We start from the raw sequence: 16,253 nt of genomic DNA, 5'->3' as shown, positions 1-16,253 counted from the left end.
GAAAAGTGATGACTGCCAGAACAAACTTTAGCCAGAAGAACGATCACTGTGGCCCGGAACCGGTTCAATCACCAGGCTGCCTTCGCGGATATCAAATTGAATCTGCCCATCAGCATTATGTCTGGCAAGTGATTCGATGGTGGCCGCCAGTTCCGGGGTTTTGACCAACGAGATTAATGGCATCCCGGCCAGCTCTTTGAGCAATGCCTTCTGAAAGCTGTCCACGATCATGGTTTTGAACAATGCCACTTCCAGGTCGATCTGAGCCTCCATAAACGCTATCTCAGTAAAATAAATGGCCTCATCTTCCCTGGAATATCTCAGCTGGGTGAAGCCGGTAATTTGCACCGGCAGTTTTTCCGTGACCATCCCCCCAAAGATATCCGCATCCACCTTGCCATCGATATGGAACATCAGGGGCTTGCCATCCCCCTGAAGAAAAATTTGCGGCGTGTCCAGATAGAGCTGCACCGTCATCATCGGCAGCATATCCAGATTGCGAATCTGTGGTGACAGAAAGCCTTTATCTACCAGCTGCTGAAACTGCTGCTGGCTGTAAACCTCCCGGTCATTTCCTGCACAGCCCCCCAGGAGAATAACTGCCAGAGCGCAGAAAACGTTAGCGAGCCAGAATCTGGTTGGCCCTGGCAACCGCCTGTCCCCGGTTGGAAGCCAGTGCATCTGCCCAACGGGTGGTTTCCGGCAACCGGAAGCGGGTAAGACATGATTCAACATAATGCACCGCCGTGTTCAACGATATTCTATGGCCAATACTGATGTACAGTGGGCGGGTTGCGCTTCGGGTGCGCAGCACACTGCCAATCACTTCATTATTATCCCGCAGTTCAACCCTGGCCCCTTTCTGCTCTGGCAGGGTATCACTGTTTCCACATAGTCGGCTCTTGGCAACCCCAATGGCGGGCAGCCCGGTGAGCACACCAACGTGACAGGCAACGCCAAAGCGCCGTGGATGGGCAACTCCCTGACCATCACACAGCAACAGATCAGGCGTTATCCGCAACTGGCCAAGCGCTGCCAGAATCGCCGGGCATTCCCTGAACGACAGCAACCCGGGGATATAGGGCATCCGGGTCGGCACTTTGGCAATGGTGTAATCCAGCAGCTCCAGAGCGGGAAAAGCCAGAACCGCAACGGCGGCACGGGTTACCCGCCCGTTATCCTCAAAGCCCACATCAACACCGGCAACACGGGTAATTTCAGGCAGGTCATCCTGTTGGATCACCTGAATGGCCAGTGTCGTTTGCATGGATATGGCTTCGGCATAGGACAAGTCCCAGCGAAGGTCAGCAAAGTCAGACACTCAACCCATTCCTTAACGGAAGACGAAGGGTCACTTCAAGACCCGGGTGGGCATTGCGGGCAGCAATGGAGCCGTTATGTTGTGATACTGCAGTACTGGCGATCGCCATGCCAAGACCCGTTCCATCATTTTCCTTACCCCGGGTTTCATCCACCCGGAAGAAGGGTTCAAACAGATCGTCAAGGGTCTCTTCAGGCACCCCCGGCCCATAATCACGAATACGAATCAGTGCCACATCATTTTCCCGAAACAGTCGCACCTCAACTTCCGAACCTTCCGGAGTGAAACGGATCGCATTCCTGATGATGTTTTCCACCGCACTGGAAAGAAACTCTCGCACAACCACCAGCTCAATTTTAGCGGTCTCTTTCAATACCACGGCCTTGTCACGGGCCTGGGCTTCAAAGTTGCCATCGTCCACCAGCTTTTTCAGCATACCTTCGAGAGCCAGTTTCTCGCAGGCCATGTTGGCCATATTTTGCTGAATACGGGAAAAGTGGATGATCTGCCCGATCAACTGATCCAGGCGTTCTATCTCCCGCTCGATGCGTGCATGCTCTGCCTCGGCATCCGGTGTTTTTCGTCTGGCCAGTGCCAGAGAGATCTGCAACCGGGTTAACGGCGACCTTAACTCATGGGAGACATCCCGCAACAACCGTTCTTTACTGAACACCAGAGACCCGACCTGCTCCGCCATGTGGTCAAAATCCCTGGCCAACTCACCCAGTTCATCCCGGCGTCTGGCAACCTTGCCGCCCACCCGGGCACTCAGGTTGCCACGGGCCAGCTTTCTGGAGGCCCGCTGCAAGTTCCGAATCGGCCCCACCAGGTAGCGGGCCAGAACCACACAGAGAAAGAAGCTGACACCCAACGCCAGAATAATAAGATGCCACTGACGTGCAATAACCTGCTGCACCCGCCAGTGCACCAGCATTGGCATCTCCTTGGTGAGGTACAGTTCGTAGGGGGCATCATTCAGGGTAATTCGCTGTGGGCCGACCACCACCACCCCTCGGCGAAAGGTAATGGTCGGATCGCTGAGGTTCCGGGTTTTATTGTAGGCAGAAATCAACTCTTCAGAGATCGACGCACTGCCCAGAATATTGCCCTCAGTATCGAACAGGTAGTAACCACTGCCGGGGAACCGGGGAATGGGTAAATGCACGGAAGTACGGGAAAGCAGCTCCATTTTGCGGGCCGCTATTTCCAGCTCACGAAACAGCGCCCGCCGCTCGGACAGAAAGTCCGATGGGTCCACGGTGATGGCAAAGGCCAGAAACAGCGTCACCAGCATGGCAATCATGGTCAGCCAGAACCACAGAAAAATCTTCCAGAAGACACTGTGCCATGGCCAGACCACCAGCCCGGGGATTTTAACTCGCACTGGCAACCCCATCAGCCCGGAAGAATATAAAAGTAACCAGATCCACGCACGGTTTTTATCCTTGGATTGCCGTCAGGCCGGGTACCAATCTTTTTGCGCACATTACTCACATGCATATCAATGGCCCGATCATACAGTGTCAACTTACGGTTAAGGGCGATCTGGGTCAGGTCATCCCGGGAAATCAGTTCACCGGCCTTTTCAATCAGCGTTTTCAGCACCAGAAATTCAGTGGCGGTCAACTCCAGTGGTTCACCGGCAATGGCGGCCTCACGGTTGGCCAGATTCAGGGCAATATCATCAATCTGCAGGGTTCGGCTGGTCCCTTCCGGAATCAATGGTGTGCGACCACGGCGCAGAATAGCCTTGATTCTGGCCACCAGTTCACGGTGGTTGTAGGGCTTGGGCAAATAATCATCCGCGCCAATTTCCAGACCGATAATCCGATCCACATCATCGCCACGGGCAGTCAGCATCAGAACCGGGATGTCCGATTGCTGGCGTATCTGCTTCAGGGCATCAAAACCGTTCAGCTTCGGCAAAGTGACATCCAGCAGCACCAGGTCATGCATCCCGGACAGAGCGGCATCAACCCCGGCTTCACCATCATGAACCGCAGAGACCGTAAACCCTTCTGTGGCCAGATATTCCACCAGCAATTCACAGAGCTCGATATCATCATCAATCAGCAACAGCCTGGCACTGGTTTTGCCTGTACTTATAGAGTGACTCATAGCATGTGCTCCATAAAAAAAATACCCCGCCTTGGGGGAAAGCGGGGTTAAAGGTACAGCTCGTAAAGTAACTGATGGTATGGCCAGTCTCCCCCCCGCCCGGGTTTTCTGGCTGCCTCTGCTCATTGATTTAATAAAGAGGCTTGCCAAAAGCGCGGGACATCATATCATTCATCAAACATCAATGCTTAGTGAAACAGCGGCAAGACAACACATCAGCCCCAAACAGTGACGACTTTGATCACTGTTTCTGAATCTCGAATTCAGTGTATTGACTTGCATCTCAATCGGGTCAATAGATCCGGTAAAAGCAGTGTAAAGCCCTGACTTATTCCATTTTAAACAGTAAAGGATTCGCCAATAGTGGTTTTCCACATAGCTCTGGATGGATGAACCTCGTACTATCCGTCACAGTACATAACCCTGTATAGTGTTCGGCGCTTTGCACGGGGCATTTCCCTATATAAAGCCAAAGGCACACTCCCTTCCCCTGAAGTCATACAGGTTAATACTTAAGACCGCCAATACCTTCTTCCCCTAACAGGTTATGACGTTTGCAAAGACAAATAAGTGGCAGGTATTTTGCTGAATGCAAACAGTACGGAGCTATCAATGATCGCTAACATCACTGATCGTAAACTCGGAAAATGGCTTCCGATAGGCGCTTTAGCCACCTCTATTTTCCTTCTGGCCGGTTGCTCGGAGGAGCAGCAGCCGCAACATCAAATGCCGCCACCCGGTGTATCGGTTTTCAGTGTAATCGATCAGGAAGTAGGCGACTATTATGAATACATTGGCCGTTCAGAAGCGATCAATGAGGTAGACATCCGTGCTCGTGTAGAAGGCTTTCTGGTCAAAAGAAACTTTACGGAAGGCGGTATGGTTGAACAGGGCCAGCTGCTTTACGAAATTGACCGGGCACCATTTGAAGCCGCCCTCAAAGGTGCCGAGGCCCAGCTGGCAAGCAACAAAGCTTCCCTTATCAACGCCCGGAAAAACCTTGAGCGTAGCCGGGATCTGGTAAAACGGGGAGCGATCAGTCAGGCTGACTACGATAATAAAACCAGCTCGGAAGCCCAGGCGGTGGCCGCAGTGGAAGCAGCAGAAGCCAGTCTAGAAACAGCCCGGTTGAATCTTGGCTACACGCAAATTTCCGCACCCTTCAAAGGGGAAATTGGCAAATCAACCTACAGTGTTGGCAATCTGGTGGGTCCCACCAGCCAGCCTCTGGCTACGCTGACCAGCATGGATCCAATCTATGTTACCTTTCAGGTGGATGAACGACAGCTGATCAGCCATCTGGCCGAACACCCCGGAGCCAGAACGGCGCAGGAAGCCAGCGTTGAGGTCGAAGAAAAAGGCAGGTTCAAACTCTCTCTCAGACTGCCCAATGGCACTGAATACGACCAGCCAGGCACCTTCAGTTTTGCCGACACCCAGATCGATGAAACCATGGGTACCCTGACCCTGCGAGCCACCTTCCCGAACCCACAGGGTATTATTCTGCCGGGCCTCTACGTCACGCTGCAGGCAGAAAGCCATCAGAAAATGCCCATGCCCCTGATTCCCCAGGCCGCAGTTCAGCAGGATCAGTCCGGCTATTTTGTCCTGGTTGTCACGCCGGAAAATGTCGTTGAAACCCGACAGGTGGAAGTCGGTCGTCGTATCAATGCCATGTGGGCCGTAACCTCAGGCCTTAAGCAAGGTGAACAGATTATCGTTCAGGGCCTGCAGAAAGTGCGCCCGGGCGGCACAGTATCGCCAACCCTGGTTAATGTAGACCCAACCACCGGTACGCTTTCATCACCCGCTTCCGCCAAGCCACAGGAGCAGGATATCTGAGATGATCAGCCAGTTTTTTATTAACCGGCCCAAGTTCGCATTCGTCATCTCGATTGTGATCACCATGGTCGGTCTGATCTCGCTGACAACACTGCCAGTGAGTATGTTCCCGGAAATCACGCCGCCCCAGGTAACCATCAACGCCACCTACCCGGGTGCCGATGCAGAAACCCTGGAGTCTGCGGTTATGCGCCCCATTGAAGAGCAGGTTAACGGGGTTGAAGGGATGATTTATATGGACTCCAAAGCCTACAATAATGGCAGTGTGTCCATCACCGTCACCTTTGATTCCGGCACCGACCAGGACATCGCCATGGTCAACGTGCAAAACCGGGTCGCCGCTGCCGAACCGGGTTTGCCTGAACAGGTGCGCCGACTGGGCATCAATGTACGAAAACAGTCGTCCAATATGCTGCTCGGGGTTAACCTGGTGTCGGAATCCGGCAAGTTTGATCAGGTCTACCTGAGCAACTACGCCAGTAACTACCTGTTAGACCCAATGACCCGTATCAATGGCGTAGCGCAGGCCCAGGTGATGGGTGCCATGACCTACAGTATGCGCGTCTGGCTGAACCCCAGCCGGATGGCGGCACTGGGTGTCACCACTTCCGACGTCAGTCATGCCATTAATGAGCAGAATGCCATTGTTCCCGCCGGACAACTGGGACAATCCCCCAATCAGCCGGATCAACAATTTACCTATACGATTCGTACCCGGGAACAGCTGGAATCCCCTGACGCTTTTGGCAATATCATTATCCGGGCAAACCCGGATGGCTCTTTTGTCCGCATTAAAGATATTGCCAAAGTGGAACTTGGTTCCCAGAACTATGAGGGTGATGCACGGCTGAACAAACAACCCACGGCATTCCTGGTTGTTTACCAGCAACCGGATGCCAATGCCATGGACGTGGCCAAAGGCGTAAAAGCCCGGATGGAAGAGCTGAAGAAGAACTTCCCCGCAGGCATGGACTATACCATCAAGTTTGACACCACAGAGTTTATCTCCGAGTCCATCAATGAGGTGGTCAAAACACTGTTTGAAGCCGTACTTCTGGTTATCCTGGTGGTCTTCCTGTTCCTTCAGAACTGGCGCGCAACGCTAATTCCCGCCATCGCTATCCCGGTGTCGTTGATTGGTACCTTTGCGGTCATGCAGGTACTGGGGTTCTCCATCAATACCATCAGCCTGTTTGGCCTGGTGCTGGCCATCGGTGTGGTGGTAGACGATGCCATTGTCGTGATTGAAAACGTTGAACGACTGATCACCAAAGAAGGCATGGCACCGAAAGAGGCCACCCGCCAGGCGATGAAAGAGGTATCCGGCCCCATTGTTGCCACCACCATGGTACTGCTGGCGGTTTTTGTACCCGTGGCATTTATGCCGGGCATTACCGGAGGCCTCTATACCCAGTTTGCCGTGACCATTTCTGTCGCGGTACTGATCTCCTCGGTCAACGCGCTCACCTTAAGCCCCGCACTGTGCTCAGTGTTACTGAAAAAAGGCAGTCTTGACCAGATTGTCTGGCTGAAGCCGGTAGACACCCTGATTCACAAATTGACCGGGGGTTACCAGGGCTGGGTAAAACTTTTACTGCGCCGTTCCATTCTGGGTGTTGGTCTTCTGGCGGTGATGCTGGGCAGTACCGGCTTTATGTTTACCACCACACCCGGCGGCTTCGTCCCCGGTGAAGACCAGGGCTTCTTTGCGGTCAACATTCAGCTACCGGATGCGGCTTCACTGAATCGCACCCAGGAATTAATGGGGGGCATCACCGACCAGATTCGCTCTGAAAAAGGGGTGGATAGCGTTATCACCATTTCCGGCTTTAGTATCTTCAGCGGTGCCAGCAGTAATGCGGCCATGGCCATTGTCGTACTGGATGACTGGTCAGAGAGACAGAGCCCTGAGCTGCATCAGGATGCCATTTTGCAAAGAACCCAGGCTAAATTGTGGTCGCTGCAAGAAGCACAGGTCATGGCTTTTGCCTTCCCACCCATTCCGGGTCTTGGGTCATCCGGTGGCTTTGACTTCCGGCTGCAAGACACCATGGGACGCTCACCCCAAGAGCTAAGCCAGGTCATGAATGGCCTGATTTACCAGGCCAACCAGCAGCCGGAACTGGCCCGGGTGTTCTCAACCTGGCAGGCCAATGTGCCGCAATACCTGCTGGAAGTGGATCGTCAGAAAGCCAAGGCTCAGGATGTATCGTTATCCGAGATTTTCATGACGCTGCAAACCCAGCTGGGCTCTCTGTACGTGAATAACTTCACCCTGTTTGGCCAGAACTATCAGGTCAACCTGCAGGCTGAAAGTGCTGACCGGGCCGGACCGGCTGACCTCAGCAAGTTCTATGTCCGTAACAGTCAGGGACAAATGGTGCCATTGACCACGGTTGCTTCCCTGAAACCCGTGCTGGGCCCCAGCAGTATCGGTCATTACAACCTGTATCAATCCGCCAGCATCAGTGGTCAGGCTGCTCCGGGTTACAGCTCCGGTGACGCCATTGCGGCAATGGCCCGACTGGCTGAGAACCTTCCCCAGGGGTATACCTATTCCTGGTCAGGTCAGTCTTTACAGGAAATCGAAGCAGGAAACCTGGCACCCATCCTGTTTGCGCTGTGCTTCCTGTTTGCCTACCTGTTCCTGGTCGCCCAATACGAAAGCTGGACCATGCCACTGGCCATCATCAGTGCCGTGCCTATTGCTACCTTTGGTGCCTTTGTGGGAATCAATATCATGCGACAGTGGAATCCGGTGCTGGCCAATGACATCTATGCCCAGATCGGGATGGTGCTGTTAATTGGTATCGCGGCAAAAACGGCGATTCTGATCGTGGAATTTGCCATGGTTCAACGTCGGGAAGGCAACAGTATTTTTGACTCAGCCATTAATGCCGCTGGCCTGCGCTTCCGTGCTGTACTGATGACTGCACTGTCTTTTATTCTCGGGGTAATGCCGCTGGTGCTTGCCACTGGCGCTGGTGCCGCCAGCCGACAGATCATCGGTATCACGGTGAGCTCCGGTATGTTGGCGGCCACTATCTTTGGCACTCTGCTGATTCCAGTGTTTTATTTACTGTTGCAAAGGGTGCGTGAGCATTTTGATCCTGACAAGGCAAATAGTTAATTGAACCAGAAGATGCTGTGTACAATCTCCGTTCACCGGGAATCGAAGGGTGATTGGCACAGTGTTCAACGGTTACCCATACCGTTCGTCCTGAGCCTGTCGAAGACCGGAAACTCCGGACTCTGATAGATCGTGCCAAGTACCCTTCGACTCCGCTCAGGGTGAACGGAGATCGTACACGTCAAACTCATTAAAACCAGGTACCAGATCGCTGGCTGGTTATTCATAACGGTATTTATAAAGCACTACTGTTATGAGGCATCAGTGGATCGGCCAGCTCATCAACCGTCAGGTTCAATGAGTTTTTCGGAATGGCTCCTGGCTTGATGGTTGCTGTGCCATCCTCTCTAATTAGCCATTGCTGCCCACCAGCCCTGACCGACAGAGGTCTGTGCAATGCCTCGGCCATCAATGTCAGTGGATGTCTGTCGGGCAGCGCACTGCCTGGCAACCAGTCCTCCAGAGTAAAGTTTGACCAGCATTCAGGCCCGTAGCAACTGCCTGCTAATTGCGCCCGTTGAACCTCCTCTCTGACAAGCGCAGCTGCCACCTCTGGATCATCATTGGCAGCGCGTGAGGAATCATCATCACCGCCAGCCACCCATTGCTCACAGTCTGCCAGTCTGGAAATACGATACCTGTCTATATCCTCCCCGGTTTTTTCCAGTGTCATTTTCAACGGGTTTACCTGCCTTTTCAGTTCACCCCAGGCCTCTTGCAATTGTGACAGATTGAAGGTGTCCATTTGCGATTGATCTTGCCGATCTTGTACAGGTTTTTTTCGACCTTTTGGCAACTTGTTGTTTCTTTTCAAAAACTGGAACCGGTCATGCCAGATGAGTTTTATCTCTTCAAAAGCGGCTTCAATCTCACTAACCAGCCCTACCTCTGTCCTGACACGTTCATGCAAAGATGCCAGCTCATCCAGAAATTCCCTGTCCAGCCCATCAGTACGAAGAATTAATCCCGACAAGGTGCTCAGCGCATCATTGACATTATCAAGCCAACCACAAATCTTCGTTATATCAGTAACGTCCTGAATGGCCTTTTTGAATTCCATACCCAAAGTGGGCGACGGCGTCAAACCTGCTCGTATTAACTGCCCATAGGAATAAATAAAGGACGTATGAGTGATAATCCGGTCAAATTCTTTATTCATTTTTCTATCAAGCATATCAGCAAGAGCGAAATAAGACTCAGCCTTAACCACAGGCGTACTCTCGGGATCATCAACCACTGATTGAATCATTGCCTTGACCTCAGCCATTGGTCGATCAGCAATAAACGCCTTTACCGCATCCTGCACCCCCTGTGGCAAAGGTGTTTCCCGTGGTGGGGTTGGTGAATCTTGTCGGGCTGCCGACTGAGCTGCGGGTACAGGTGCTTTTGGCTGCACCGGTTTCCGGTAACCATAGCCCCTGGTCATTTTTCGTTTAAGCTTCCCCCTGATCTCCGATTTTTTCCTGGCTTTCTCAGATTCTTCTTCACTGATCAGACTGTTTATTTGCATGGCGGATTCTTCTGCTTTCAGGGCATGCATCAGTAAAATATCTCTGCAGGGCCCTTCTATGAATCGTTGAAAACAGTCATCAAGATTTGCACACTCAGCTTTAGACAGGGAAAACGTCTGCTTAAATTTTTCCATCGCGTCTTTAAACGACTTTTTGGTTGTTTCGATATGTATAAGTTTTTGATTGTCAATGTCTGACAAGTTGATGCAAACCAGGCACGCTAATGCCTTCGATGCAAGATAAAACAACCATTCGATATCGCCCAGTTCAGCATTTATGCCATCAATTTTGCCATCAATCAGGTTGATAAACTTGCTTAACAGCCTGAGTGCTGTGGCAAATTCGCCAATACACAGTGAAGCACTGACCATTTGTATCACTTGGGGAATTTCATAGCACTTGAACAGGTCTTGGTCTAGTTTGTCCGACGCTGAATTTAACCAATTGCTGAAACCTTTAACAGCAGAAGCTGATCCTCGCTTCAGGTCTGCTTTTTCTTTCAAATGTGGATAGTGATTGACAGCATCATCCAGAGTTTTTATCAGAGACAAACCGACAGTGTCACTGACACTGGATATCAGGTCAATATACAGATTATGCTTTTCCACATCCTTGCTAAGCGGACCATCAGGCTTGATCGGGATCTGGCTATTCAAATCGGCCATACTGTCACAGACATTCAGAAACTCCATGGATTGTGACATGAAGACCTGCCAGTGCTGTGACAAACGATCACCATTGAGAGCATTCGACTGAAACAGCTGGACCAAATCACTGATGTTTTGTCCATACTTATTTGCGAGACGTTCGATTTGGTTTTCGTCTGGCTCATCACCACAACGCAATGACGACACAAAGTGTAAATCTAACACTGTTTTGGATACAGGTTTGAAACGTTTGTGGCACAGAGCGAAGTATTCTTGTTTCAAAAGAAACAACTGATCTCTAAGCATTTCACGATTTTCTTTTGCAAATGTTCGGTCACTCGATTTTCTACCAACCTTTTTTCTTTCATTCGTCACCATTTCCTCAAAAAGAGCAACATCCTCTCGAAAATGCTCCATAATCTCGAGATCTTTCATTGACTTAGGTGTAAAGCCAGCAAAGTCATAGGAAAACTCCATATTTCGGAGGGTCTTGACACTAAAAGGCATTAATTCATCAAAATTTTTTACTTCGGAAAATTTTTTATGACGGACAACCTTTCTCTTAGCCAGTCCTTTACCACCCTTTTTTTCAACAGGGTCTTCCACCGGTATTTTTTTTCTGCTTTCAATAACATTCGGACCGACGGAGTCAATGGTCTTGCTGGCATTATTGTCTTTGGCTGCTGCCGGAAATTGCTTTTCAAAAGTAACCACGCCAGGTGCACTGCCAGCAGAAGGCTTTATATTTTCCATAACCATTACCTTTTATAATCGCGAATATTTCTTAATATTGACAACGTAAAGCCTTTTTTGTTCCCTATCGATGTAACCTGACCCGGGCCAGATCAAAAATGAGGCGTTATCACGGAGAAAAAATAAGGACTTAATGATACCTGTCGGCGACATTTACTGGAGCGGTTATTCATAACGGTGTTTAGAAAGCACGACTGTTAAGTAGCTGGCCATATGGAATCATATATTTCTGGCTACTTATGTATGAGGCGTCAGTGGATCGGCCAGCTCTTCAACCGTCAGGTTCAGTGAATTTTTCGGAATGGCTCCGGGCTTGATGGTTGCTGTGCCATCTTCGCCAATTAACCATTGCTGCCCACCCGCCCTGACCGACAGAGGTCTGTGCAATGCCTCGGCGATCAGTGTCAATGGATGCCTTTCAGGCAGGGCACTGCCTGGCAACCAGTCCTCCAGGGTAAAGTTTGACCAGTATTCAGGCCCATAGCAACTGCCTGCTAACTGCGCCCGTTGAACCTCCTGCCTGACAAGCGCAGAAGGCACCTCTGGGTCATCATTGGCAGCAAGTAAGGAATCTTCATTGGCAGCAAGTGAGGAATCTTCATTGGCAGCAAGTGAGGAATCTTCATTGGCAGCAAGTGAGGAATCATCATCACCGCCAGCCTCCCATTGCTCACAGTCTGCCAGTCTGGAAATACGATGCCTGTCTATATCCTCCCCGGTTTTTTCCAGTGTTATTTTCAACGGGTTTACCTGCCTTGTCAGTTTACCCCAGACCTCTAGCAATTTTGGCAGATCGAAGGTGGCCATTTGCGATTGATCTTGCCGATCTTGTACAGGTTTTCTTCGACCCTTTGGCAGCTTGTTGTTTCTTTTCAAAAACTGGAACCGGTCACTCCAGATGCTTTTTATCTCATCAAAAGTGGCTTCAATCTCACTAACCAGCCCTACCTCTGCCCTGAGACGCTCATGCAAAGATGCCAGCTCATCCAGAAAATCCCTGTCCAGCCCATCAGTACGAAGAATTAATCCCGACAAGGTGCTCAGCGCATCATTGACACTATCAAGCCAACCACAAATCTTCGTTATATCAGTAACGTCCTGAATGGCCTTTTTGAATGCCACACCCAAAGCGGACGACGGCATCACACCTGCTCGTATTAACTGCCCATAGGAATAAATGAAGGACGTTTGAGAGATAATCCGGTTGAATTCTCTATTCATTTTTCTGTCAAGCATATCAGCGAGAGCGAAATAAGACTCAGCCTTAACCACAGGCGTACTCTCGGGATCATCAACCACTGATTGAATCATTGCCGTGACCTCAGCCATTGGTCGATCAGCAATAAACGCTTTTACTGCATCCTGCACCCCCTGTGGCAAAGATGTTTCCCTTGGTGGGGTTTGTGAATCTTGCCGGGCTGTCGACTGGGCAGCGGGTACAGGTGCTTTTAACTCCACCGGTTTCTGGTAACCATAGCCCCTGGCCATTTTTCGTTTCAGCTTCCCCCTGATCTCCCGCTTTTCCCTGGTTTTCCCAGATTCTTCTCCACTGATCAGACGGCTTATTTGCCTGGCAGATTCTTGTCCCCTCAGGGCGTGCATCAATAAAACGTCTCTGCAGGGTCCTTCTACGAATCTTTGAAAACACTCATCGAGTTCTGAGCACTCAGCTGCAGACAGGGAAAACATCTGCTCAGCCTTTTGCATTACCTCTTTTAACAACTTTTTGATTGTTTCGATATTTTTAAGTTCATCATTGCCAATGTCTGGCAATTTGATGCAAACCAGGCACGATAACGCCTTCGAGGCGAGATAAAACAACCATTCGGTATCGTCCAGGTCAGCATTTATGCCATCAATTTTGCCATCAATCAATTTGATGAACCCGCTTAACAGCTTGCGCGCTGAGACAAATTCGCCAATACACAGTGAAGCACTGATCATTTGTATCACCTGGGGAATTTCATAGCACTTGAACAGGTCTGAATTGTTTGATTCTGAATTTAACCATTTGCTCAATCCTGTAACATCAGAACCCAACCCACGATGCAGGTCATCTTTGTCCTCTAGCTGTGCATAGTGATTAACAGCATCGTCCAGGATTATGATCAGAGACAAACTGACAGTTGTACAGAGACGGGATGCTGAGTCAGGAAACCCTTTAAATTTTTCCTGATGATGTTTCGGGAGTTGTTGATGCATAGTGGCCAGATCGGCACAGACATTCAGAAATTCCATGGATTGTGACATAAAAACCTGCCAGTGCTGTGCCAGACGATCACTACAGACAGCGTTCCAGTATAACTCCATGCCAAGATCACCGACGCATTGGCAATACTTACTGGTGAGACGTTTGACTTTTTGGTGCATGGCGGGCTCATCACCAAGACGCAATGACGATACCATCTGTAACACTAACACTATCCCGGATACAGGCTTGTAGCGTTGGAAGCACAAAATAAAGTACTTATGTTTCAAATTAAACAGCTGCTCTCTGAGGCATTCATAGCTTTGTCTTGCGCTTGTTCGGTCACCGCCTATTTTACGCAGCTTCGGTCTTTCATCACTCACCATCTTGTCAAAACGAGCAATATCCGCTCGAAAAGACTCCATCATCTTGAGATCTTCCGTTGACTTTGGTGTAAAGCCTGCAAGATCGTAGGAAAACTCCTTATGTTTGAGATTCTCAAGATAAAAAGACATTAATTCCGAATAACTTTTTACCCTGGATGGTTCTTCATGGAGGTTAACCTTTCTTTCAGTCAGGCTTTTCTCCGGTATTTTTTTAGCAGAGTATTCCACCGGAGCATTTTTTCTGCTTTTGATAGTATTCGAACTGCAGGGTATCCCGGCCAAAGAACCGCCGGAGCCAATGGTCTTGCTGGCATGATTGGCTATGGCTGCTGCCGGTAATTGATTTTCACCACTTACCACGCCAGGTACACTGACAACAGAAGGCTGTACATTGTCCATAACCAATACCCCTTTAGAATCGCGGATATCTCTCAATACGGACAACGTAAAGCCTTTTTTGTTCCATCTCTGTGCAACCTGAACCAGGCCAGATCAACAACGAACAGTTATATACGCCTCAAATCACTGAGAAAAAAGTCCTTAAATAATTCCGACATTTAGAACTCACTCTCCGTTCATCCTGAGCGGAGTCGAAGGGTGCCTGGCACAATCTATCATGCCTCGGAGTTAACGCCCTTCGACAGCCTCAGGACGAACGGAGTTCGGAGGCTCCGAAATGTGTAAATTATTCAAGGACTATTCCTTAACCTCCCGGTGGCGGCCTTTGTTACCGGCTTTTTTTATCGGCTTTTTTATCAATTGAGAAAAGCAGCCTGTCCCTGTGAACTATCACGTCATACAATGGACCTCATAATAACGTGTATGGAGTTCAACGATGACCACTGCTTATGAGAATCTGGTGAGCCGATTCCAGCAGATGTATCACCTTTCCCATCTGGGAGCTATCGCTGGCTGGGACCAGGCCGCCATGATGCCTGTCGGCGGCAATCAGGCCCGTGGTGCAGCGCTGGCGGAATTGAACACCCTTCTGCATAAGCTGCTGACGGCACCTGAAGTGGCAGCCTGGCTGCAAGAAGCACAGGCTCAGGAAACCAACCCGGACACCATCCGCTCCATTAGAGAGATGGCGGTTGAATGGCAACAGGCCAGTGCCATTCCTGATGATCTGGTGAAAGCCAAAACCATTGCATCCACAAACTGTGAACATGCCTGGCGCAGCCAGCGGCCTGCAAATGACTGGCCGGGTTTTGCCAGGAATCTGAAAGAGGTGGTTAACCTTTCCCGCCAGGAAGCGGCTGTTCGGGCAGAAAAAAGCCATGTTTCCCCTTACAACGCCCTATTGGAGCTTTATGAACCCGGCGTCAATACCCGGGAGCTTGACCAGCTGTTTGGTGACCTGAAAACCTGGCTGCCTGGCTATATTCAGGATGCCCTGGATCGCCAGTCTTCGGTGAGCATCATTCAGCCTGAAGGCCCCTTCCCGATCGACAGGCAAAAGGCGCTGGGACTGGAGGTGATGCAGCTGCTCGGCTTTGATTTTGACCATGGCCGATTGGACGTAAGTACTCACCCATTTTGTGGTGGTGTCAGCGAAGATGTCCGGATGACTACCCGCTATAAAGAAGATAATTTTGTAGAAGCATTGATGGGCATCATCCATGAAACCGGCCATGCCCGCTACCAGCAAAATCTGCCGGAACAGAACCGTGAACTCCCCATTGCCCTCCCCCGCTCCATGGGAATCCATGAAGGACAGAGCCTGTTCTTTGAAATGCAGCTGGGCCGCAGCAGCGAATTCCTGTCGCTGATCCAGCCGTTGATCGTCAAACACCTCTGCGCTGGCACGTCACAGCCCGCCATGGCACTGGATAATCTGGAAAAAATCTACAAACGGGTTCGTCCGGGCTTTATCCGGGTTGATGCGGATGAGATCACCTACCCGGCTCATATTATTTTGCGCTATGAAATCGAGCGAGACCTGATTGAAGGGAACATCGAGGTGGGTGATATCCCCGAACTCTGGCAGCAGAAAATGCAGGATTACCTGGGCCTGGATGTAGCCGGTGATCACAAGAATGGCTGCATGCAGGATATTCACTGGCCCATGGGGTCGTTCGGCTACTTCCCGAGCTACACCCTTGGAGCCATGGTCGCAGCCCAGCTGTTTGCCGCCCGGAAAAAAACCATGCCGGATATTGCAGAGCTGATTCAACAGGGTAACCTTTCACCCATTTTTGACTGGTTGAAAAACAACATCTGGTCACAGGGACGACAGTATTCCACGGCAGAACTGATGACCAGGGCGACCGGCGAGCCATTAACGGCCAGTTATTTCCAACAACACCTGAAAGAAAGGTATCTTGGCTGACAGGCCCTGATAAATAGCATTTTCATCA

The 16,253-nt window shown here is 50.5% G+C and carries 9 protein-coding genes; 3 read left to right on the top strand and 6 right to left on the bottom strand.

Annotation, left to right across the window (positions count from 1 at the left end; translation table 11 throughout):
- Window positions 1-27: 27 nt before the first annotated feature.
- From ACO6UY_RS12080 to ACO6UY_RS12065, 4 genes are read right to left on the bottom strand one after another with little or no spacing between them, the layout of a single operon-like run.
- A complete protein-coding gene (locus ACO6UY_RS12080) occupies window positions 28-651 on the bottom strand; it encodes a hypothetical protein (protein ID WP_422449182.1) in 624 nt (207 codons plus the stop codon).
- Complete coding sequence (gene nfi / locus ACO6UY_RS12075; RefSeq protein WP_422490063.1) at window positions 620-1,321, bottom strand: deoxyribonuclease V; 702 nt, start codon at window positions 1,319-1,321, stop codon at window positions 620-622. Before nfi ends, ACO6UY_RS12080 begins: the two co-directional genes overlap by 32 nt.
- Window positions 1,314-2,705, bottom strand: a complete 1,392-nt coding sequence (locus ACO6UY_RS12070) for an ATP-binding protein (RefSeq protein WP_422490061.1) — start codon at window positions 2,703-2,705, stop codon at window positions 1,314-1,316. The genes nfi and ACO6UY_RS12070 overlap by 8 nt, the downstream gene beginning before the upstream one ends.
- 11 nt (window positions 2,706-2,716) lie before the next feature.
- Complete coding sequence (locus tag ACO6UY_RS12065) at window positions 2,717-3,439, bottom strand: response regulator (protein WP_422449188.1); 723 nt, start codon at window positions 3,437-3,439, stop codon at window positions 2,717-2,719.
- A gap of 612 nt (window positions 3,440-4,051) precedes the next feature.
- Between ACO6UY_RS12065 and ACO6UY_RS12060 the strand changes: the two genes are divergently transcribed.
- A complete protein-coding gene (locus tag ACO6UY_RS12060) occupies window positions 4,052-5,281 on the top strand; it encodes an efflux RND transporter periplasmic adaptor subunit (protein WP_422490059.1) in 1,230 nt (409 codons plus the stop codon).
- 1 nt (window position 5,282) lies between these two features.
- Window positions 5,283-8,411, top strand: a complete 3,129-nt coding sequence (locus tag ACO6UY_RS12055; protein WP_422449192.1) for an efflux RND transporter permease subunit — start codon at window positions 5,283-5,285, stop codon at window positions 8,409-8,411.
- 235 nt (window positions 8,412-8,646) lie between these two features.
- Here the strand turns inward: ACO6UY_RS12055 and ACO6UY_RS12050 are convergent, their stop codons facing one another.
- Both ACO6UY_RS12050 and ACO6UY_RS12045 read right to left on the bottom strand, forming a co-directional pair.
- Window positions 8,647-11,322: a hypothetical protein gene (locus ACO6UY_RS12050; protein ID WP_422490057.1), complete on the bottom strand. Its 2,676-nt coding sequence runs from the start codon at window positions 11,320-11,322 to the stop codon at window positions 8,647-8,649.
- A 237-nt stretch (window positions 11,323-11,559) separates the two neighbouring features.
- The gene (locus tag ACO6UY_RS12045) at window positions 11,560-14,295 is read right to left on the bottom strand and encodes a hypothetical protein (RefSeq protein WP_422459394.1); all 2,736 of its coding nucleotides are present in this window, start codon (window positions 14,293-14,295) and stop codon (window positions 11,560-11,562) included.
- Window positions 14,296-14,731: 436 nt separating this feature from the next.
- Here ACO6UY_RS12045 and ACO6UY_RS12040 point away from each other — a divergent pair, with 436 nt between their 5' ends.
- The gene (locus ACO6UY_RS12040) at window positions 14,732-16,225 is read left to right on the top strand and encodes a carboxypeptidase M32 (RefSeq protein WP_422449198.1); all 1,494 of its coding nucleotides are present in this window, start codon (window positions 14,732-14,734) and stop codon (window positions 16,223-16,225) included.
- Window positions 16,226-16,253 lie beyond the last annotated feature (28 nt).

This window comes from Endozoicomonas sp. ALE010 (assembly GCF_049310165.1).
In the GTDB taxonomy this organism is placed as follows: Bacteria; Pseudomonadota; Gammaproteobacteria; order Pseudomonadales; family Endozoicomonadaceae; genus Endozoicomonas.
The sequence above is the reverse complement of the archived record's forward strand: the minus strand, read 5'-3'. Positions and strand labels throughout refer to the sequence as shown.